Below are 20,987 nucleotides of genomic sequence, written 5' to 3' on the forward strand. Positions count from 1 at the left end.
AGCCCCGTCTCAGGACTCTCACCCCACCCAACGGATCCTACGGGGCATGCATTCCCGTTTGGACCGAGAGCCGAGCGTGTCAGTACGCACAGGGCTACCGCAGGAGGCGCCCGTCGGGCTCAGCGACGAGGGTAGGTATGGGTGAACAGCACCTCGCCCTTGGCCGAGGCGGGTCCGTTCACGCAGCTCGCGTCGACGACGTACGCCGAGACGCGGCTGGTGTCGGTCGCATGAGGCAGCACCACGAGATAGGCGGCCGTGCCCTCATAGGTGCCCTTCTCCGTAGCGAGAGGAGTTGCCTCGCTGCTGATGCCCCGCTTGACGCATTCCGGCACATCGGGCTCCTTGCCGAACAGCGTGGGGGCCGTCTCCATCTCGGGGGTCCTGACTCCGCCGTCCGCGCTGTTCGCACCCGGACTGCGATGCGAGGGGTCGTCGGCCTTGGACGTCGACATGCTCTCCGTGAGTAGAGATTGCACCTGATCGCCCAGCTCTTTCTTGGAGAAGGCGCGGGAGTCCGACTGGTCGCTCGCCACTGTGCCGCCGGACTCCGAGCCGTTGTCGCCGGCGGACTGGATCAGCAGGGTGCCGAGACCGATGGCAGCCACCGTGGCGAGGGTCCCGAGCGCAGCCGCGGCGATGCGACGCCGACGCCGGGGAGCGGAGCGGCCAGGGCCGGTGGAGGCCCGAGGGTGGCCGGCGGGCCGGTCCACCGTGGGCGATGTTTCACGTGAAACATGTTCATCAGTTTCACGCGCGGCACTGGCTTCACGCGCGGTGTCGGCAATGTCCGGCTCCCGTGTGGGAGCGGTGGCATTCGATTCGTCCGGTGATGTGTCGATGCCCGGGAGTGAGGCATCCAGGAGCGCTTCCGCGGCCAGCGCGGCGTCGATTCGACCCGCCACGTCGGCGGGCATCTGCGGTGGTCCGGGCAGGGTGCCCAGCAGGCTGCGGATCTCCTCGAGGGAAGCGTGGACATCAGCGCACAGCACGCAGCCGTCCAGGTGGCGGCGTACGTCCGCGGTACGAGCCGGTGAGAGCAGGCCCTCCGCCAGCTCGGAGAGCTCCGATACTTCCGGGTGCTCGGCCGTGTCGGTCGTGGATGTCACGCTCGCCCACCTCCGCCCTTCACGGCAGCTGAATCGCTTGGTCCTGTGTCCCGAGGTCCTGTGTCCCCTGGCCCTGCTGCCGGTGGGACGGATGTCCCCTGCGTCCGGTTCCTTCCTGCGCCCGGCCTCTTGCCGTCCCCTCCTTCTCTGCCTGTGCCGCCGCTGTCCGTGCCGTCAGGACGCAGGTGGCGCAGGAGAGGCAGCAACCGGGCTCTGCCACGAGCGCAGCGGCTCTTCACCGTGCCCGTGGGTACGTCGAGGACGGCTGCGGCCTCCGCCACCGGATAGCCCTGCATGTCCACGAGGACGAGGGCCGCCCGCTGGTCGGGAGGAAGCGTGCCCAGTGCCTCGATCAGTTCGCGGTGGAGGTCGTGCCGCTCGGCGGGGGCAGAGGCGGACTCATGCGGTTCGAGGAGCTGCTCGAGGCGCTCGGTGTCGTCGACCGGCGAGGTCTTTCGGGAGGCGGCCTTGCGGGCCCGGTCGAGGCAGGCGTTGACCGTGATCCGGTGCAGCCAAGTGGTGACCGCGGACTGCCCACGGAACGTATGGGCGGCCCGATAGGCGGAGACCAGCGCGTCCTGCACCGCGTCCGCGGCCTCTTCGCGGTCTCCCAGGGTGCGCAGCGCCACCGCCCACAGGCGGTCGCGATGCCGGCGTACGAGCTCGCCGAAGGCGTCGGGGTCGCCGTCGACATGACGGGCCAGGAGATCCTGGTCGTTCACCTCGCCGTATGTGGCGTCGTGCACCGTTGAGCCCCTCCCCCCGGTCAGCCGCTCAGCTCGTGAACTTCACGTCCGTAATCGCCTGCTTGTACCCCGCGCTGCTGAACTGGTCCTTCGGCGCGTGCGGGACATCCGTCAGCCACACCAGCACGTAGCGGGTCTTGACGGCTTCCTTGCCCTTTGCCTTGAGCGAGGTGTCTGTGGTCGTGCCTGTCGCGATCTGCTTCATTGACGTCACGGAAGACGACGGTGACAGCGAGTTCGTTGCATACAGCTCGACAGTGGTGTGGTCGCCACCGTAGCGAAGAGCTATCGACGCGGCCGAGACGTTCTGTTCGGAGCCGAGGTCGTAGACGATGCCGACACCCTTCCGGTACGGCGCCAGCTTCGGACCGCCTATGAAGCTCTTGGTGCGCCAGTACGTGGAGCCGTTGCCGTCGTACGTCTTGCCGACGTCGGCCGGGTTCTGAAGCGCGCCTCCGCCGCCGTACTCCTCGGCGCCCTCGATCTTCAGAGGCCCGTTGGCGGGAGGCTTGTTCTTGTCTCCGCTGTCGTCCGTCTGGGAAGTCCCGCCGGAGTCACCGGACTTGTCGCGGTCCATGAGGGCGTCCGCGAGCTGCCAGCTGCCGAGGCCGAGGGCGGCGATCAGGAGGGCCGACACGGCCCACTTGAGGGCCTTGCCGGTACGGCTCTGCAGCGGGGCCGGAGGTGTGGCGGCAAGGGGCTGGGTGACGCCGGGCGGCATCGGCGGACGGCCGTACGTGCCCTGCTGGTAGGTGGTCCGCTGGTACGCGGGCGGAGTGGCGAACGTGGGCTCCGGCGGGCGGATGCGCGGCATCTCGCCGACGGCCTTGGCCAGCTCCTCGGGCGTGGTGCACGCAGGCTCCTGGCGGGACGCGGTCGCCCCGTCGTTGGCCAGCGCGCGCATGGCGAGCTCGGACAGCCCGCGGTGGACGCCCGCACGTACCTGGTCGGGTGCGATGAGGCCGACGGCCTTGGGCAGGCCCGTCAGACCGTATGCGTCGTCCTCGTACGGCCAGCGCTGGGTCAGCGAGGCGTACAGCAGCGCGCCGATTGCCTCGGTGTCGGTGCGCTGGGGGGTGTCGGAGGAGATGCCGCGCAGGGCGGCGTTCACCGCGAGGCCCCGAAGGCGGTACTGACCGGACGAGGTGCGCAGGACGGCGCTCGGGGTGAGCCGGAGGTGGGCGAGCCCCTCGCGGTGGGCGGCGGCCATGGCCTGGGCAACCTGGCTGACGAGCTGATAGGCGTCGTGCGGCTCCAGCGGGCCCGCCGCGAGGAGCGCGGTCAACTCCGTGGCGTCAGGCAGCCACTCATGGACCACGTAGACAAGGTCGTTCTCTTCGACGGCGTCGAGGACCTGTACAAAGCGCGGGTCGCCGAGGAGAGCCGAGGAACGCGCAGCGGAGAGCACCGAGCGGGCGCGTGGATGGTCCGCGGGCAGCAGGTGCACGCCGACGGCGCGACGGAGCTTCTCGTCCACCGCCCGCCAGCTGCTGAATCCGTCCAGACGGGTGACGCATTCCTCGAGTCGGTAGCGTCTGGCGAGCTTGTGGCCGCTGTGCAGTTCGGGCGGCGTGGCCTGCGGCCTGCCGGCTTCCGTACTGCCGACGGACTGCTGCGTGCCGTCGTCGTTCGCTGCTGTCTCCCGGCCCTGGGCCGCCCCGTCGGTCGTGGCCTGGCCCGCCTTCGCGGTCGGCGGCTCCCCGCCGCCTCCTGCTGCCACGTCGACGGCAGCTGTGCTCCGATCCGCCACCGTCGTTCCTGCCTCCCCATCCATTGCGCTCTGTACGACGCCAAACCCAATTGTGCCCACAGTCGGCCGGTATGCACGACACGCGGCAGACGATGATGGTTGTGCGCGACCGTCGGCTAGATCACCGGGTCAGCGGCCGAGACGTCCACGCACCATGCCCACCATGCCGTTGAGCTCCTCGATCCGCATCCTCCGTGCGGCGACGAAGAAGACACCGAGCAGCACGATCCCGCCCACCACCAAGGCCGCCAGCGAGCCGAGGGCGCCGCTGCCGAGGGCCTTGAGGAGCGCGAAGCCGACGGCGCCACCGGCGAGGGCCGCAGGGACCGAGGCTCCGACGAGCCTGGCGTACGTACGCATCACGTGCGCACCGTCCAGGTCGCCGCCCAGCCGCTTGCGCAGCCGGCTCCAGGCCACACCGACGCCGACGACGTAGGCCAGGCCGTAGGAGGCTGCCATGCCGACGACCGCCCAGCGGGCGGGGAGGACGAGGAAGGAGACCAGCGAGGCCGCCGCGTTGACCGCGGCCACGATGACCGTGTTGTAGAAGGGGGTCCGCGTGTCCTCGTATGCGTAGAAGCCACGCAGCACCACGTACTGCACGGAGTACGGGATGAGGCCGAGACCGAACGCCATCAGGACGTAGCCGATGTTCTGCGCGCCATCGGTGCCCGAGTAGAGCAGCGTGGCCATCGGGACGCCGAGGGCGAGGAAGGCGAAGGCGCACGGGACGATCGCCACCGCGGACGTTCTCAGCCCGTACGAGAGATCGTCGCGGACCGCCGCGGCGTCACCGTCATTGGCCGAGCGCGAGATACGGGGAAGCACCGCGGTCATCACGGACACCGTGATGATGGCCTGCGGCATCTGCCAGAGCAGCAGCGCGTAGTTGTACGCCGTGATGCCGGTGCCGGGATGTCCCTTGCCGGCGGAGACTCCGGCCGCGGTGGCGAGGTTGGTGACGACGACCATGCCGAGCTGGTTGGCGAGGACGAAGAAGAGCGTCCACTTGGCGAGCGCGGCGGTCTTGCCGAGCCCCTGGCCCTTCCAGTCGAAGCGCAGCTGCGGCTTGAAGCCCGCCTCGCGCAGGTACGGCAGCATCGCAAGGGCCTGGACGACGAGGCCGAGCAGGGTGCCGATGCCGAGGAGCTGGACGCCCTCCGGAGTGATTGTCGAGGTCTCGACGCCGGAGGACTTGGAGGTGCCGAAGGCCCAGATGAAAGCGCCGAAGGTGGCGATGATGATGACGTTGTTCAGGACCGGGGTCCACATCATCGCGCCGAACCGGCCGCGGGCGTTGAGGATCTGCCCGAGCACCACGTGCACACCCATGAAGAACATGGTGGGGATGCAGTAGCGGGCGAAGGTGACCGTGAGATCGAACTGCGCGCCTTCGTAGTCCTGCGCCATGAGGCGTACGAAGAGTGGGGCGGCCAGTACACAGACCACCGTGACGGCGCCGAGCAGCACGATGACCAGGGTGAGGAGCCGGTTGGCGTACGCCTCGCCACCGTCGTCGTCGTTCTTCATGGCCCGGACGAGCTGAGGGATGAAGACCGCGTTCATGGCGCCGCCCGCGACCAAGATGTAGATCATCGTGGGCAGGACGTTGGCGACCTGGTACGTGTCGTTGAGGGTGCCGACGCCGATCGCGGCGGCCATCACGAGGGTGCGCAGGAAGCCGGTGATGCGGGACACGAAGGTTCCCGCGGCCATCACCGCGCTGGACTTGAGGATGCTGGAGGTGCGGCCGCCCTTTTGGGCGGCGGGTGCGGGTGCGGGCGCCTGGGCCGGCGCCGCGGACGGGGACGGCACCGTCGGAGACTGCGCGGGCGGATGGGTGCCGCTGCCCTGCTGGTCGCGGAAGAGGTGCGCGAAGGCGTCCGGTTCGTGGCGCTCCTCGCCGGCCCGGGTGACCAGATCGTCCACGCCCACGAACTGCGTCGTACGGGCATCGTCGCCGTACGGCAGGTGACGGGACGGGCCGTCCGGCTCGGGTGCCGGGGTCTGCGCCCAGACGTTCGGGTCCGGGGCGTACGGCGGGGTCTGTGGCTGGGCGTAGAGCGGATGCGGCTCGGCATACGTGCCGGGCGGTGGCGGCGGGTGTGCCGCGCGGTCGTAGAGGGCCTCGGTCACCGGATCCTGGGCGGCCAGATCCTGCGCGCGGTACGGATCCTGGTCATAGGCGTCCTGGACGTACATGTCCGGGGCGGGCTGCTGTGCAGGGAACTGCTGGCCCGAGGGGTCGCTGCCGCCCGCGCCCTGGCCGCGGTCACCGTCGTACGGCGCGTTCATGCTTACCCCACCTCATCGGTCCCACGGCCCACCGGCCACATCGTTGCTCAACGGTCCACTCTCTCACCCGTGCCGGACGGGTCGGTGCTTTCCGGAGCGGTGTCCGGTGTCGGGTCACTCGGCTGCTCGGGATCGTCTTCCCCGGAGCTGCTTCCCGACTCCCCTTCCGGGCCGTCCTCCCCGCCGGCGTCGGCCTCTTCGGCCGCTCGCCGGGCCGCTGCCTTGCGCTGCGTGTACATCCGGAATCCGGCGAGGACGAGCAGGAGGACACCGCCAGCGATCACGAGCATGACGGTCGGGGTGACCTCGGTGACATTGACGTCGAACGGGATCGGATCGCCGTACGGTTCGCCGTCCGCGGTGAAGAGCTGCGCGGTCACGGGCACCGGGCCGTTGGCGTTGGCCGTCGTGGTGAACTTGATCGACTGGCTGTGCGCGGCGGAGACCTTGACGGGCTCCTCGTCGTAGGCTTTGTCGCCGATCTTGAGGCGGGCCGGCTTCGCCGAGGTGAGACGCAACGTCAGGTGCTCGACGCCCTGGACCAGGTTGTTCTGGATCGTCACCGGGATGGTTGCGCTGCGTCCCGAGAGTTTGACCTCCGTCTTCGGGATCAGCTTCACCTGGCTGGTCAGCTTGTCGAGCCAATCCTGTACGCCCGAGCGGTACGCGGAGGCCTCGTCCTTGTGCCCGCGCCAAGACGTGGACATCTCGCGGTCGATCGCCCGGCCGAAGGGCGGGACGACGCGATCCGGCTCGCTGAGGATGACCTTGAACTTGTCCAGCATCGACTTGGTCGTCTGAATATCCGTGAAGGCCTTCTCCGACAGCTCCTGACGGCTCAGCGCCTTGGGGTAGGAACTCGGCACCTGGGAGGTGGCCTTCGGGTCGGGCTTGGCCTTGGCGGCCGCGAGCAGGTCGTCGGACTGAGACCAGCGGTCGGCGCCAGGGGCGCCCAGGGCCGCGGCCATCGCCTGGGCCTGGCTGGTGGAGGGCATGCGCTGAGGGGCGACGACGATGTTGCGCTGCTTCTCCGGGTCCTGCAGCGTGATCATCTGGCTCTGGGCCAGGAACTCCTGCACGGCGAGCGTGGAGTTCTCAGCACTGCTCATGTCGCCCTGGAACGCGGTCGACAGGCGGGCGTCGGCGACCACTGCGGTGGTGCCGCCACCGATCGGCCTGGCCGCGGAGGGCGTGTACAGCAGGTTGCCCGTCTCGCGCAGGCTGTCGCTGCGGGCGATCACCGTGTGGGCGCCGGCCGAGGTGGCTACGTTGACGATCTTGGGGTCGATCGCGCCGTCGACGGGCCAGGAGAAGTCGGTGCTCGGCGTCACATGGAGGATGGTGTCCACGGTGCTGACGGCAGCATCCGTGGCGTCCTTGAGGTAGCCGAGGGAGCCCTCGCTGTTGTGGGCGAGAGAGGCGAGATCGGGATCGGCGTAGGGAAGAGCGACGACTTTCTTGTCCTTGACGGCTTGCTCGAGCCGGTTGAGCCAGTCCTTGGCGAGCTTGTTGTTCTTCCCGGGGGTGATGCTGCCGTCGGGGTTCTTGATGCGGTAGCCCTTGACCATCGCGTCGACCGAGGCGAGGAGGTCCGGGTCGATGACCCAGGTGACGGGCAGGTCGCTGCCCAGCGACAGCATCGTGTCCAAGCGGCCACCCGGAGCGATCTCCTCGGCCAGGCCGTCGTCCGTGAAGACCGGGGTCTGCTGCTCGTCCGAGCCCGTCTCGGCGGTCATGTGAACGCGGGAGATGAGCGGCCACATGTAGGTGAGCTTGGTCTTCTCCTCCGAGGCTTCGGGCTGCCACGGCAGGAAGGTCCGCTGGATGCCCAGCGTCTGGTCGTACGCAGGCTGGGCAGCCGTGCGACCGGTCAGGGTCACGCCCAGCTGGTAGATGCCCGCCGAGGAGAGATCGAGCTCCTTGACGGGGATGGAGAGCGTGAAGTCCTGCGGCACGTCGGGGGCGAGCTTGTCGAACTTCTCGACGTACTTGCCGCCGATGGGGCTGCCCTCGAGGCCTTGGGCGGTACCGACCCGTTTCGAGGCGTTGTCGATCTCGGTGCGTCCCGTCATCACCGGGCCGACCCGCAAATCGACGCGGGCGTCGGTGACGGTCTGCTTGGTCTTGTTGGTGACCTTGCCAGAGATGGTGAGGGTGTCGTCTTCGGTGGGGACGTTGGGAGTGAGCTCGTTGACCGAGACATCGACCGAGCGTGAGCCCGTGGCTTCCGCGTTGACGGCGTGCGCGGCGGGGGCGGAAGGCAGCTGCATCAGGCCGACGAGCAGAGGCGCCGCGGCAAGCAGCCCGGCGGTGCGCCGCAGCCACCGGCGGGCAGGTGAGGGAGTCATCCCCTGGAAGTCTGCCGCCTCGGCCACGCGCTCGTCCGTCCCTCGTCGTCAGTGGTCGTCGCAATTGCGTCCCCGCATGGTAACGAGACCGGCTGTGGCTAAGTGCCGCGGACTGCTCCACATGATCGGAAGCCAGGTCAGGGGCGGTGTCAGGGGGCCGGAGGGAAACAGGGACGCCTCGGCGGCCCAGGGCACGTACCCTTTTCTGTTGTGCCGAACGCCAATGAAGACAACCCCAGTGCACTGAGCCAGGTGCAGCGCCGCGCAGTCAGTGAACTGCTGCGGGTGTCCCCTGTCGCCGACGACCTCGCCCGCCGTTTTCAGGAGGCCGGGTTCTCGCTGGCGCTGGTCGGCGGGTCGGTTCGCGACGCGCTGCTCGGCCGGCTCGGCAACGACCTGGACTTCACGACCGACGCCCGCCCCGACGACGTACTGAAGATCGTCCGGCCGTGGGCGGACTCGGTGTGGGAGGTCGGGATCGCCTTCGGCACGGTCGGCTGCCAGAAGGCCGGCTACCAGATCGAGGTGACGACGTACCGCTCGGAGGCGTACGACCGCACCTCGCGCAAGCCCGAGGTGTCCTACGGCGACTCCATCGAGCAGGACCTCGTGCGCCGGGACTTCACGGTCAACGCGATGGCGGTGGCACTCCCGGAGAAGGACTTCATCGACCCGCACGGTGGTCTCGAGGACCTCGCGGAGCGCGTCCTGCGCACGCCCAGCACGCCGGAGGAGTCGTTCTCGGACGACCCGCTGCGCATGATGCGGGCGGCACGGTTCGCGGCACAGCTCGACTTCGAGGTGGCGCCCGAGGTGGTCGCCGCGATGAAGGCGATGGCCGAGCGCATCGAGATCGTGTCGGCCGAGCGTGTGCGGGACGAACTGAACAAGCTGCTGCTCTCCGCCCACCCGCGCAAGGGCCTCGCCCTGCTCGTGGACACCGGCCTCGCGGACCACGTACTGCCGGAGCTTCCGGCATTGCGCCTGGAGAGCGATGAGCACCACCGGCACAAGGACGTGTACGAGCACTCGCTGACAGTCCTTGAGCAGGCGATCGCGCTGGAGGAGGACGGACCGGACCTCACCCTGCGGATCGCTGCGCTGCTGCACGACATCGGCAAGCCGAAGACTCGGCGCTTCGAGTCGGACGGCCGGGTCTCCTTCCACCACCACGAGGTGGTGGGCGCCAAGATGACCAAGAAGCGGATGCTGGCGCTCAAGTACTCCAATGAGCTCGTGAAGGACGTGTCACGGCTCGTCGAGCTGCATCTGCGCTTCCACGGCTATGGCACGGGTGAGTGGACGGATTCGGCTGTACGTCGCTACGTACGGGACGCCGGGCCGCTGCTGTCGCGGTTGCACAAGCTGACCCGCTCGGACTGCACGACCCGGAACAAGCGCAAGGCCAATGCGCTGTCGCGGGCGTACGACGGCCTGGAGGAGCGCGTCGCTCGACTCCAGGAGCAGGAGGAGCTCGACTCGATCCGGCCCGACCTCGACGGCAACGAGATCATGGAGGTCCTGGGGGTTCGCCCGGGGCCGGCGATCGGGCAGGCCTACAAGTTCCTGCTGGAGCTTCGGCTGGAGAACGGGCCGATGGAGCGGGATGCGGCGGTGGCTGCGCTCAAGGAGTGGTGGGCCTTGCAGCAGAGCTGAGAAGGCATGGAATGGCGCCATGTTTCACGTGAAACATGGCGCCATTCCATGGACGCGTACGGGGCGGTGTTTCACGTGAAACACCGCCCCGTGTGGCTGCGTGGGCCGTACTACGGCTTGTGGGTGGCGAGGCAGAGAAGGAAGTCCTCGCCGTCGCCGCTCTGGCTGTAGACCGTGTCGAACTTCTTGCCCTCGGCCTCGCACTTGGCGCTGGCTTCGGTGTCGCTGGTGTAGGTACCAGAGACCTTCCCGACCACCTCGAACTGAGCCTTGGAGTCGCTGCAGTCGACGACCTCGAGGTCCGGGTTGGTGGAGCTGCTGCTGCCCTGGTGCATGCAGTCGCCCACCGCTGCGGTGTCCGCGTCGTCCTGGCTGGCTATGTAGCCGACGATGGCCACGATGGCGAAGACGACCACGATGCCGATGTTCTTGATGGTCTTGAAGCTGACCCGGGAACGCGGCGGCTGCGGCGCCGGACCCTGGTTGAAGTAGGGCGAGGGCTGCTGCGGGACGCCGGGCTGGCCAGGCTGCTGGGGGTAGCCCTGCTGCGGGTAGCCCTGAGGGGCCTGCTGCTGACCGTACGGGTTCCCACCCTGGGGCTGGCCGTACGGGTTCTGGCCCTGGGGCGGCGGAGTGGTCACTGGAGGTCCCCCTCGAACGTTGGCGCGATGGCGCGGAATTGACGCCCGTAAGCTATCGGGACCTATGGGCAACTCTGAAGTCGAGAGGGCCACTGTGGCGTTGATGTGACACTTACTGCGCGTCAGATCGGTACATAGCGGCAGCAAGTGCCGCGTAGATGACAGCAATCGTTATCACCAGAGGGACCGATCGTCCGTCAGAAGGCAGTACCAGCGCAGTCACTGCGGCCGCCCCCACGAAGGCGACGTTGAACAGCACGTCGTAAACGGAGAAGATCCGGCCACGGAAGGCGTCGTCCACCTGCGACTGCACCGTCGTGTCGGTGGCGATCTTCGCGCCCTGAGTGGTGAAGCCCAGCACGAACGCGGCGATCAGCGTCGGGACCGGGGCGAAAGACAGCCCCAGAGCCGGTTCGAGGAGGGCGGCGGTGCTCGCGCACAAGGTGATCCAGCCGGCCGGCCCCCACTTGCCGGCCGCCCAGGGTGTCGCCACCGCAGCTGCGAAGAAGCCCGCCCCGGAGACGCCCACCGCGAGCCCGAGCAGGGCCAGGCCTTCGGACTCGCGTGACGTCCAGGCGTACCGGCACAGCATCAGCACCATCACGAGCAGCCCGCCATAGCAGAAGCGCATCAGCGTCATCGCACCCAACGCCCTTGCCGCAGCGCGCCGTTCGGGGGCGGCGAGGTGTCGTACGCCTGCAGCAAGGCCCTGTGCGGTGGAGGCCAGCGCCGACCGCAGTCGTGGCGGCACCAGGTCGGGCTCGGGTCCGAGCAGGGTGCGGGGGATGCGCAGTGCGGTGAGGGCCGAGCAGAGGTAGAGCGCCGCGCCCAGGAGCACGACTGCCGCGTCGGAGTCCGAGACGAGGAGACGTACGGCGAAGGCGAGACCCGCGCCCGCGGTCGCGGCGAGTGTGCCGGCGGTCGGGGACAGGGAGTTGGCGAGGACCAGGCGGTCGGCGTCGACCACGCGGGGCAGTGCTGCCGAGAGTCCCGCCAGGACGAAGCGGTTGACGGCTGTCACGCACAGGGCGGAGACGTAGAAGAGCCAGTCCGGGACGCTGCTCAGGATCAGGAGCGCGGTGATGCAGGCGAGCACGGCACGCAGCAGGTTGCCGTAGAGGAAGACCTGGCGGCGCTGCCAGCGGTCCAGGAGCACGCCGGCGAAGGGGCCGATGAGGGAGTAGGGGAGGAGCAGGACGGCCATGGCCGAGGCGATGGCCGTGGCCGAGGTCTGTTTCTCCGGGGAGAAGACGACGTAGGTGGCGAGCGCGACTTGGTAGACGCCGTCCGCACCTTGGGAGAGGAGCCGGACGGCGAGCAGCTGCCGGAAATGCCGGAAGCGGAGGAGTACGCGCAGGTCACGTACGACGGCCATGGGGCAAAGCCTCACACAACGCGCAGGCCCCCGGAGGGATTTCCCGGGGGCCTGCGATCAAGAGACGTACAGCAGCGGAGCGTTTAGCGCTCGACCTCGCCCTTGATGAACTTCTCGACGTTCGCGTAGGCCTCGTCGTCGAAGTACTGGACCGGCGGGGACTTCATGAAGTAGCTGGAGGCCGACAGGATCGGGCCACCGATGCCACGGTCCTTGGCGATCTTCGCGGCGCGCACGGCGTCGATGATGACACCCGCGGAGTTCGGGGAGTCCCAGACCTCGAGCTTGTACTCCAGGTTCAGCGGGACCTCGCCGAACGCGCGGCCCTCAAGGCGGACGTACGCCCACTTGCGGTCGTCGAGCCACGCGACGTAGTCCGACGGGCCGATGTGGACGTTCTTCTCGCCGAGCTCCCGGTCGGGGATCTGCGAGGTGACGGCCTGCGTCTTGGAGATCTTCTTGGACTCGAGGCGATCGCGCTCGAGCATGTTCTTGAAGTCCATGTTGCCGCCGACGTTGAGCTGCATGGTGCGCTCAAGACGGACACCGCGGTCCTCGAAGAGCTTCGCCATCACGCGGTGCGTGATGGTGGCGCCCACCTGGGACTTGATGTCGTCGCCGACGATCGGGACACCGGCCTCGGTGAACTTGTCGGCCCACTCCTTGGTGCCGGCGATGAAGACCGGAAGGGCGTTGACGAAGGCGACCTTGGCGTCGATGGCGCACTGCGCGTAGAACTTCGCAGCGTCCTCGGAACCGACGGGCAGGTAGCAGACCAGAACGTCGACCTGCTTGTCCTTGAGGACCTGGACGATGTCGACCGGGGCCTCGGCGGACTCCTCGATGGTCTGGCGGTAGTACAGACCCAGGCCGTCGAGGGTGTGACCACGCTGGACCTGGACGCCGGTGTTCGGCACGTCGCAGATCTTGATGGTGTTGTTCTCGCTGGCGCCGATCGCGTCCGCGAGGTCGAGGCCGACCTTCTTCGCGTCGACGTCGAAGGCGGCGACGAACTCGACGTCACCCACGTGGTACTCGCCGAACTGGACGTGCATCAGGCCCGGGACCTTGGCGTCCGGGTCGGCGTCCTTGTAGAACTCGACGCCCTGGACCAGCGAGGCGGCGCAGTTGCCCACGCCAACGATGGCTACGCGAACCGAACCCATTCCGGTTGCTCCCTGTGTTCTCGATGAAGTCGTGCATGACTGCGGTGACTTCATGTGTCGGTGTCATCGGACGGATCCGGCCGGGTACTGTCCCGGTGCCGGGGCAGGCCGCCCGTCTTTCCAGATGTGTCCTGCTGAGCGGAGCTCTCGGGAGTGGACCGCTGCTGGTCCCGTCCCGCTCGCTCGCTCTCGATGAGCTCGTTCAGCCAGCGCACTTCGCGCTCCACGGACTCCATGCCGTGGCGCTGCAGCTCGAGTGTGTAGTCGTCCAGGCGCTCGCGGGTGCGGGCGAACGAGGCGCGCATCTTCTCGAGGCGCTCCTCGAGGCGGCTGCGGCGGCCTTCCAGGACGCGCATGCGTACGTCCCGTTCCGTCTGTCCGAAGAAGGCGAAGCGGGCGGCGAAGGTCTCGTCTTCGTACGCATCCGGGCCGGTCTGCGAGAGCAGCTCCTCGAAACGCTCCTTACCTTCCGCCGTCAACCTGTAGACGATCTTGGCGCGGCGGCCGGTGAGTGGCGCCGCGAGGGCGTCCTCTGTTGTGCTGCCCGGTTCCTCGATCAACCAGCCGTTGCCGACCAGCGTCTTGAGGCAGGGGTAGAGCGTCCCGTAGCTGAAGGCACGGAACACCCCCAGCGAAGTGTTGAGCCGTTTCCGCAGCTCATAGCCGTGCATCGGGGATTCGCGGAGCAGTCCGAGAACGGCGAACTCGAGGATGCCGGAGCGCCTGCTCATCGTTCGCCTCCCCTCTGGACCCGCTGTCCGCGGTCCTTTATGCCGACCTGATGTATCGAGTCGATACATCACGACGATAGAACGGCCTTCCGGTTGCGACAAGAGGGGGCACGGTGAACGGCGTCACATCACCGATTCGTAGGAAGCAAGTTGCCTGATTTGGGGTGAACTTCGGCGGTAGGTGGGTTTTGACGGTGCGTAGTGTGTGCGCCATGCAGACCACCGGGACCCACGTGACGCCAAGCGGCGTCTGCGCTTTGGGCATCCCGGATGCTGTGCGGGTGAGCCCTGGGACGGGCGCATTCGTACTTCGGGGGGACTGGAAATCACCTGCCGCTTCCAGGCGCGCATGGCTGCGCCTGCCCGAGGAGTAGTCGTTCGATGAGCGAGCACCGTCGCAAACCGTCGCAGCCCCAGGGCGGCGGACGTGCCGCGGCCAGACGCGGCGTCACAGGGTCGTCCTCCGGTCGGCGTGCCGCCCCGCGGGGCGGCACGGGGACACCTTCCGGTTCGTACGGCTCAGGCGAGGACCGGCCGTACGGCGGCCGCGCCGATGCCCGCCGTGCGGCGCAGCGCAGCGCTCCCACCGGGGGCGGTAGGCGGCGTGCGCCCGAGGGCGGCGGTGCCGGCCGTGGTGGGCATGGCGGCGGCGGTGGCGGACGTCGCGGTGGTGGCGGACCCAATGGGCCGGGGCGTGGTCGCGGGCGTGGGTATGAGCCGCCTCGTAAGAAGCGCTTCATCGACTACCCGCGGTCGGACAAGCACGGCTGGCGGAAGCTGGTGCCGTCGTGGAAGCAGGTTGTGGGGACGTGCATCGCGTTCATCGGTCTGATGGTGGCGGGTGTTGGCATCGCGCTGGCGATGGTGGAGGTGCCCAACGCGCAGGACGCCGCGAAGACGCAGAAGAACGTCTACTACTGGGCAAATGGCGACCAGATGGTTGTCGCAGGCGGTGGTGACAAGAACCGGCAGATCGTTGACCTCGCGGACATCCCAGAGGACATGCGGAACGCCGTGATCGCTGCCGAGAATGCGACGTTCGAGGACGACGCAGGCGTCGATCCCATGGGTATCGCGCGCGCAGTCTTCAACATGGCGAAGGGTGGGGAGACCCAGAGTGGCTCCACGATCACCCAGCAGTATGTGAAGAACACCTACCTGAATCAGGACCAGACGCTCAAGCGCAAGGCCACTGAACTCCTCATCTCCATAAAGGTCGGGGCGACCGAGGAGAAGGACACCATCATCGCCGGATACCTGAACACCGCCTACTACGGGCGCGGTGCGTACGGAATCGAGGCGGCGGCACGGGCGTACTACGACAAGAAGGCCATTGATCTCACGACGAGTGAGTGTGCCTTCCTCTCCTCCACGCTCAACGGTCCGAACCTCTATGACCCGGCGGGTGGAGAGGGTGCCGCCGCGACCAAGGCGAAGAACACCAAGCGGGCCGAGTTGCGTTGGGAGTGGACGCTCAAGCGCATGGTCGAGACCGGCAAGCTGGATGCAGCTAAGCGGGACGAGATCGTCGCCAAGGACTTCCCCATGCCGAGGCCCCCCGCACCGGCCACCAACAAGGCCGGCCAGATCGGCTACCTGACGGACCTGGCCGACCGGTACATCGTGGCGAACACCGACATCACGAAGAGCAAGCTGGACAAGGGCGGCTACGAAATCCACACCACCTTCGAGGAGAAGAAGGTGAACGCCCTCGCGAAGTCGGTCAAGAAGGTGACGGACGCCAACATCGACCCGAAGAAGCGCCCGAAGACGGACAAGTTCGTCCAGTTCGGCGGGGCCTCGGTCGAGCCGGGCACCGGCAAGATCAAGGCGATCTATGGCGGTGCGGACTTCGTCAAGCACTTCACCAACAACGCCGACTACACCGGTGTCCAGGTCGGTTCGACCTTCAAGCCGTTCGTGCTCGCGGCTGCGATGCAACACGGCGTACGGGATCCAAAGCTCGATGCGGAGCAAGACGACGGAGACCGCACCAAGGTGTCGCCGAAGTCCATCTACGACGGCGACAACAAGCTAAAGGTCAAGAACTACGACGGCACGGTCTGGCGGAACGAGAAGGACGAGGAGTGGCTGCAGACCAACGACGGCAATGAGTCGAAGGGCGACATCTCACTTCGCGAAGCCATGCAGTGGTCTACGAACACCCCGTACATCCAGCTGGGCATGGACGTCGGCACGGACAAGGTGAAGGAAGTCGCTGAGGACGCAGGCATCAAGGAGGACAGCTTCGCCGACTGGCACAGCCCGTCCTTCTCCCTCGGCACCTCCGCACCGAGCGCCATCCGTCTGGCGGGTGCGTACGGGACCTTCGCGGCCAGCGGCAAGCAGGCCGACCCGTACTCGGTGGAGAGCATCGAAACCAAGGACGGCGTGAAATGGAAGCACGATGCCGAGACCACTCAGCCCATTCCCGCCGACGTCGCTGACAACGTCACTGACGTCCTGCGCACCGTCGTCCAGAAGGGCACCGGCACCAAGGCCCTTGCCGTGGACGCCCAGTGGCCCACGGCCGGAAAGACCGGTACCACCGACGGCAACAAGTCGGCCTGGTTCGTCGGCTACACCAAGCAGCTCTCCACCGCGATCGGAATGTTCCGGGCGGACGACAGGGCTGAGAAGCAGAAGTTCCTGAAGATGTACGGGACCGGTGGGCAGAAGTCGATTCACGGTGCGTCGTTCCCCGCCGAGATCTGGACCGACTACATGCTCTCGGCCATGAAGAACGAGAAATCCGAGGACTTCCCGAAGGCCCCGGACATCGGCGACATCATCGGCGAAGCCCCGAGTCCCACCCCGACCGCGGACCCGACGGACGACGGTGAGCCGACCACTCCTGCGAGCCCGACGCCCGACCCCTCGCAGCCCACGGGTGAACCCAGCCCAGGCACCAGCTGTGAGCCCTGGGACATGGCCTGCCAGGCCAACGGCGGTACGTCCGACGGTGGCACCGATGCCGGAACAACCGACGGTGGTGCGACAGGTGGGACATCACCCACTCCCACCGCACCATCGGGCGGCAACGGCAATGGAAGCGGTGGCAACGGCAACGGAGGCTGGTTCGGCGGCACAGACGGCTAGTCAGGGCCGCTGCCACGCTCCGGTCGCATACCGTCACGGGTCGTGTTTCACGTGAAACAAGGGCCGTCGCACCCCATGGTGCGGCGGCCCTCGCCGCATTCTCAGGCGCGTACGGCAGGATGAGCCCCATGACGAGCGTGGACGAGGACCGGCCCGTACAGCCGACCCAGCAGGACGAGGTCGCTGCGGCCGGCAGCGAGCTGATCGGTGGCCCCGTGGGGCGCAGAGCGCTGCTCGGGGCCACCTGGTGGACTCCCGTACGCGTCATCGCACTTGTCGCCATCGGGATGTTCGCGCTCGGCATGGTGCAGAAGCTGCCCTGCTACAACGGCGCGTGGTTCTACGGCGCGAGTTCGCAGTACACGAAGGCCTGCTACTCCGACATCCCGCATCTCTTCCAGGGGCGCGGCTTCGCCGATGGCCTCGTGCCGTACTTCGACAAGCTGCCCGGCGACATGCAGTACCTCGAATACCCCGTGCTGACCGGTGTGTTCATGGAGGTTGCCTCCTGGCTCACGCCGGGCACCGGCACCATCCAGGAACGTGAGCAGATCTACTGGCTCGTGAACTCCGGGATGCTCATGGTCTGCGCCGTGGTCATCGCCGTCTGCGTCACCCGGACACACCGCCGCCGTCCTTGGGACGGGCTGCTCGTCGCGCTGGCGCCTGCCTTCGCGCTCACCGCGACCATCAACTGGGATCTGCTCGCCATCGCGTTCACGGCCGGGGCGATGCTGATGTGGTCGCGTTCGCGGCCCTTGGCCTTCGGCGTGCTGCTCGGCCTTGCGACCGCTGCCAAGCTCTATCCGGTGTTCCTGCTGTTCGCGCTGTTCCTGCTGTGCTGGCGAGCCGCGAAGTGGCGGGAGTTCGGGCTGGCGGCGGCGGGCACGGTCGGCGCCTGGCTGGTCGTGAATCTGCCGGTCATGCTCCTGGCTCCCGAGGGGTGGAAGAAGTTCTACACGTTCAGCCAGGAACGAGGCGTCGACTTCGGCTCCTTCTGGCTCATCCTGCAGCAGCGCATGATCACCCCATTCACCGTCGACACGGTGAACACCCTCGCCATGGTGCTGATGGCCCTGTCCTGCCTCGGCATCGGCGCCCTCGCGCTCACGGCCCCCCGCAGGCCGCGGTTCGCGCAGCTCGCGCTGCTGGTCGTCGCGGCCTTCATCCTCACCAACAAGGTCTACTCACCGCAGTACGTCCTGTGGTTGATCCCCCTCGCCGTGCTGGCCCGGCCGCGCTGGCGGGACTTCCTGATCTGGCAGGCCTGCGAGGTCCTGTACTTCCTGGGGATCTGGATGAACCTCGCCTACTCGACGAGCGGCAAGCTGCGCACCGGGCTTCCGGAGGAGGGCTACCAGCTGGTGATCATCGTGCACATGCTGGGGACGCTCTATCTGTGCGCCGTGGTGGTACGGGACATCCTGATGCCGGAGCGGGACGTGGTGCGGCGCGACGGTTCGGACGACCCGTCGGGCGGTGTCCTCGACGGGGCGCCCGATGTCATCGCGCTAGGCCGTGCGGCGCATCCGCCGCGGCATGCGGCAGCGGCACAGGCGGCCCCGGGGGCGTATGTCGAATGGGGAACAGCGGAGACGCTGCGGAACGGGACGGCCGGTGAACGTTCGCTCTGAGCGAACAGCCTTCGGAGGCAGAGCTGGAAGGGCCGGTCACGGAATCCGTGACCGGCCCTTCCAGCTGTCTGCTGCGGCTTGATCCGTTGCGGCCCGCGCTCGGCTCAGTGGTCCACGAGGCGGTCGAACTGTGTGGTCGTGTGCCGCAGATGGGCCACCAGCTCCTCGCCGACCTTCGGCTCGGGAGCATCCCCCGGCACGAACAGGATCGACACCTGCATGTGCGGCGGCTCGGCGAACCAGCGCTGCTTGCCGGCCCAGACGAAGGGCGCGAGGTTCCGGTTGACGGTCGCAAGTCCCGCGCGGGCGACGCCCTTTGCCCTCGGCATGACACCGTGCAGCGCCTTCGGGGCCTCCAGGCCGACGCCGTGCGACGTACCGCCCGCGACGACCACCAGATAGCCGTCCGAGGCAGCCTTCTGCTGGCGGTAGCCGAAGCGGTCGCCCTTGGAGACGTGGGTGACGTCGAGGACCGCACCGCGGTACTGGGTCGCCTCGTGGTCGCCCAGCCACAGCCGCGTACCGATGCGGGCGCGGAAGCGGGTCTGCGGGAACTGCTGCTGCAGACGGGCGAGTTCCGCTGAGGAGAGGTGGCTGACGAACATGGTGTGCAGCGGGAGGCGAGCGGCGCGCAGCCGGTCCATCCAGCCGATGACCTCCTCGACGGCGTCCGAGCCGTCGGTGCGGTCCAGCGGCAGATGGATGCCGAAGCCCTCCAGGCGGACGTCCTCGATGGCCGAGTGCAGCTGGGAGAGCTCCTGCTCGCTGACGCCGTGCCGCTTCATCGAGCTCATGACCTCGATGACGACGCGCGCGCCGACCAGGCCGTGCACGCCCTCCACGGAGGACACGGAGCGGATGACGCGGTCGGGCAGCGGCACCGGCTCCTCGCCCCGCCGGAACGGGGTCAGGACCAGCAGGTCACCGCTGAACCAGTCCTTGATGCGGGCGGCTTCGTAAGTCGTTCCCACCGCGAGCATGTCGGAGCCGAAGCGGGTCGCCTCCTCGGCGAGCCGCTCGTGGCCGAAGCCGTAGCCGTTCCCCTTGCACACGGGGATGAGCCCCGGGAACTGTTCGAGCACGTTCTTGTGATGTGCCCGCCAGCGCGCGGTGTCGACATAAAGCGTGAGCGCCATGGCCGGTCCCGGAACCTTTCTCGTGTCTGCGGTGTATCAGAGGTATGGAAGGTAATTGTGCTTGGTCTGTCGGCGTTCGGAGTGCCGGTCGGCGTGGTTCAGCGCTTCGACATGTAGATCTCGAGCGCCTTGTGCAGCATCTTGTTGAGCGGGAAGTCCCACTCGCCGACGTACTCGACGGCCTCGCCGCCGGTGCCGACCTTGAACTGGATCAGGCCGAAGAGGTGGTCCGTCTCGTCGAGGGAGTCGGAGATGCCACGCAGGTCATAGACGCTCGCGCCGAGCGCGTAGGCGTCGCGCAGCATCCGCCACTGCATCGCGTTCGAGGGCCGGACCTCGCGGCCGATGTTGTCGGAGGCGCCGTAGGAGTACCAGACGTGCCCGCCGACGACGAGCATCGTCGCGGCCGACAGGTTCACACCGTTGTGCCGCGAGAAGTACAGCCGCATGCGGTTGGGGTCCTCGGAGTTGAGGGCCCGCCACTGCTGCTGGAAGTAACTGAGCGGCCTGGGGCGGAACTTGTCGCGGATCGCCGTGATCTCGTACAGCCGCTGCCACTCGGCAAGGTCCTCGTAGCCGCCCTGGACGACCTCGACGCCGGCCTTCTCGGCCTTCTTGATGTTGCGCCGCCACAGCTGGTTGAAGCCCTTCAGGACCTCGTCCAGGGAGCGGTTGGCCAGCGGCACCTGGAAGACATAGCGCGGCTGTACGTCGCCGAAGCCGGCCCCGCCGTCCTCCCCCTGCTGCCAGCCCATGCGGCGCAGCTTGTCGGAGACCTCGAAGGCGCGCGGTTCGATGTGCGTGGCCTCGATGTCGCGCAGGCGCTTCACGTCCGGGTCCTGGATGCCCGCCTTGATCGCGGGAGCATCCCACTTCCGGATCACGACCGGCGGGCCCATCTTCACGGAGAAGGCGCCCTGCTGCTTGAGGTGGGCGAGCATCGGCTTCAGCCACTCGTCCAGATTCGGGGCGTACCAGTTGATGACCGGGCCCTCGGGGAGATATGCGAGGTAACGCTTCACCTTGGGCAGCTGCCGGTACAGGACCAGGCCCGCGCCGACCAGCTGGCCGGTCTTGTCGTCGAACCAGCCCAGGTTCTCCGAGCGCCACTCGCTCTTCACGTCAGCCCACGCCGGGACCTGGCAGTGGCTCGCCGACGGCAGGCTCTGGATGTATGCCAGATGCTGCTCTCGGCTGATGGTCCTCAGGGTCAGGCTCATTCTGGGGCGCTCCTCGGCAGGTGTGTCCCCATGGGGCAGGGGCTCCGGCTCTCGCGCCGAAGCCTACTGCCCAGGGGACGC

General features: G+C 67.9%; 15 protein-coding genes. 3 read left to right on the forward strand and 12 right to left on the reverse strand.

The window, feature by feature from the left end; all coding sequences use genetic code 11:
* Positions 1 to 119: 119 nt before the first annotated feature.
* The 5 genes from OG430_RS25045 to OG430_RS25065 all read right to left on the reverse strand — a co-directional run bounded on the left by OG430_RS25045 (position 120) and on the right by OG430_RS25065 (position 8,275).
* Positions 120 to 1,109 (reverse strand): anti-sigma factor family protein, encoded by a 990-nt coding sequence (locus OG430_RS25045; RefSeq protein WP_327354836.1) that lies wholly within the window; start codon positions 1,107 to 1,109, stop codon positions 120 to 122.
* Positions 1,106 to 1,855 (reverse strand): RNA polymerase sigma factor SigM, encoded by a 750-nt coding sequence (sigM, locus tag OG430_RS25050; RefSeq protein ID WP_327354837.1) that lies wholly within the window; start codon positions 1,853 to 1,855, stop codon positions 1,106 to 1,108. Before sigM ends, OG430_RS25045 begins: the two co-directional genes overlap by 4 nt.
* Positions 1,856 to 1,883: 28 nt before the next feature.
* Positions 1,884 to 3,605 (reverse strand): serine/threonine protein kinase, encoded by a 1,722-nt coding sequence (locus tag OG430_RS25055; RefSeq protein WP_327354838.1) that lies wholly within the window; start codon positions 3,603 to 3,605, stop codon positions 1,884 to 1,886.
* 129 nt (positions 3,606 to 3,734) lie between these two features.
* Complete coding sequence (gene murJ, locus OG430_RS25060; RefSeq protein ID WP_327354839.1) at positions 3,735 to 5,900, reverse strand: murein biosynthesis integral membrane protein MurJ; 2,166 nt, start codon at positions 5,898 to 5,900, stop codon at positions 3,735 to 3,737.
* A 47-nt stretch (positions 5,901 to 5,947) separates the two neighbouring features.
* The gene (locus OG430_RS25065) at positions 5,948 to 8,275 is read right to left on the reverse strand and encodes a DUF6049 family protein (protein WP_327354840.1); all 2,328 of its coding nucleotides are present in this window, start codon (positions 8,273 to 8,275) and stop codon (positions 5,948 to 5,950) included.
* Positions 8,276 to 8,458: 183 nt separating this feature from the next.
* Between OG430_RS25065 and OG430_RS25070 the strand changes: the two genes are divergently transcribed.
* Positions 8,459 to 9,904 (forward strand): CCA tRNA nucleotidyltransferase, encoded by a 1,446-nt coding sequence (locus OG430_RS25070; RefSeq protein ID WP_327354841.1) that lies wholly within the window; start codon positions 8,459 to 8,461, stop codon positions 9,902 to 9,904.
* Between the two features lie 110 nt (positions 9,905 to 10,014).
* On the opposite strand, the gene OG430_RS25075 is transcribed toward OG430_RS25070, so the two are convergent.
* From OG430_RS25075 to OG430_RS25095, 5 genes are all read right to left on the reverse strand, one after another.
* Positions 10,015 to 10,545, reverse strand: a complete 531-nt coding sequence (locus OG430_RS25075; RefSeq protein WP_327354842.1) for an LppU/SCO3897 family protein — start codon at positions 10,543 to 10,545, stop codon at positions 10,015 to 10,017.
* Between the two features lie 112 nt (positions 10,546 to 10,657).
* Positions 10,658 to 11,920, reverse strand: a complete 1,263-nt coding sequence (locus OG430_RS25080) for an MFS transporter (RefSeq protein WP_327354843.1) — start codon at positions 11,918 to 11,920, stop codon at positions 10,658 to 10,660.
* Positions 11,921 to 12,003: 83 nt separating this feature from the next.
* Complete coding sequence (locus OG430_RS25085; protein WP_327354844.1) at positions 12,004 to 13,086, reverse strand: inositol-3-phosphate synthase; 1,083 nt, start codon at positions 13,084 to 13,086, stop codon at positions 12,004 to 12,006.
* Positions 13,087 to 13,136: 50 nt separating this feature from the next.
* Positions 13,137 to 13,817 (reverse strand): PadR family transcriptional regulator, encoded by a 681-nt coding sequence (locus OG430_RS25090; protein WP_327354845.1) that lies wholly within the window; start codon positions 13,815 to 13,817, stop codon positions 13,137 to 13,139.
* A gap of 519 nt (positions 13,818 to 14,336) precedes the next feature.
* Positions 14,337 to 14,459: a hypothetical protein gene (locus OG430_RS25095; protein WP_327354846.1), complete on the reverse strand. Its 123-nt coding sequence runs from the start codon at positions 14,457 to 14,459 to the stop codon at positions 14,337 to 14,339.
* Positions 14,460 to 14,597: 138 nt separating this feature from the next.
* Between OG430_RS25095 and OG430_RS25100 the strand changes: the two genes are divergently transcribed.
* Positions 14,598 to 16,916 carry a transglycosylase domain-containing protein gene (locus tag OG430_RS25100; protein WP_327354847.1) on the forward strand — a complete coding sequence of 773 codons (2,319 nt, stop codon included), beginning with the start codon at positions 14,598 to 14,600 and terminating at the stop codon, positions 16,914 to 16,916.
* Between the two features lie 128 nt (positions 16,917 to 17,044).
* Positions 17,045 to 18,550: a glycosyltransferase family 87 protein gene (locus OG430_RS25105; protein WP_327354848.1), complete on the forward strand. Its 1,506-nt coding sequence runs from the start codon at positions 17,045 to 17,047 to the stop codon at positions 18,548 to 18,550.
* Between the two features lie 104 nt (positions 18,551 to 18,654).
* On the opposite strand, the gene OG430_RS25110 is transcribed toward OG430_RS25105, so the two are convergent.
* Together OG430_RS25110 and OG430_RS25115 are read right to left on the reverse strand one after the other, a co-directional pair.
* Entirely contained in the window at positions 18,655 to 19,686 is a 1,032-nt protein-coding gene (locus OG430_RS25110) for an alanine racemase (RefSeq protein ID WP_327354849.1), read from the reverse strand.
* 98 nt (positions 19,687 to 19,784) lie between these two features.
* Positions 19,785 to 20,906 carry a lipid II:glycine glycyltransferase FemX gene (locus OG430_RS25115; RefSeq protein ID WP_327354850.1) on the reverse strand — a complete coding sequence of 374 codons (1,122 nt, stop codon included), beginning with the start codon at positions 20,904 to 20,906 and terminating at the stop codon, positions 19,785 to 19,787.
* Positions 20,907 to 20,987 lie beyond the last annotated feature (81 nt).

It is taken from the genome of Streptomyces sp. NBC_01304 (assembly GCF_035975855.1).
Classification (GTDB): domain Bacteria; phylum Actinomycetota; class Actinomycetes; order Streptomycetales; family Streptomycetaceae; genus Streptomyces.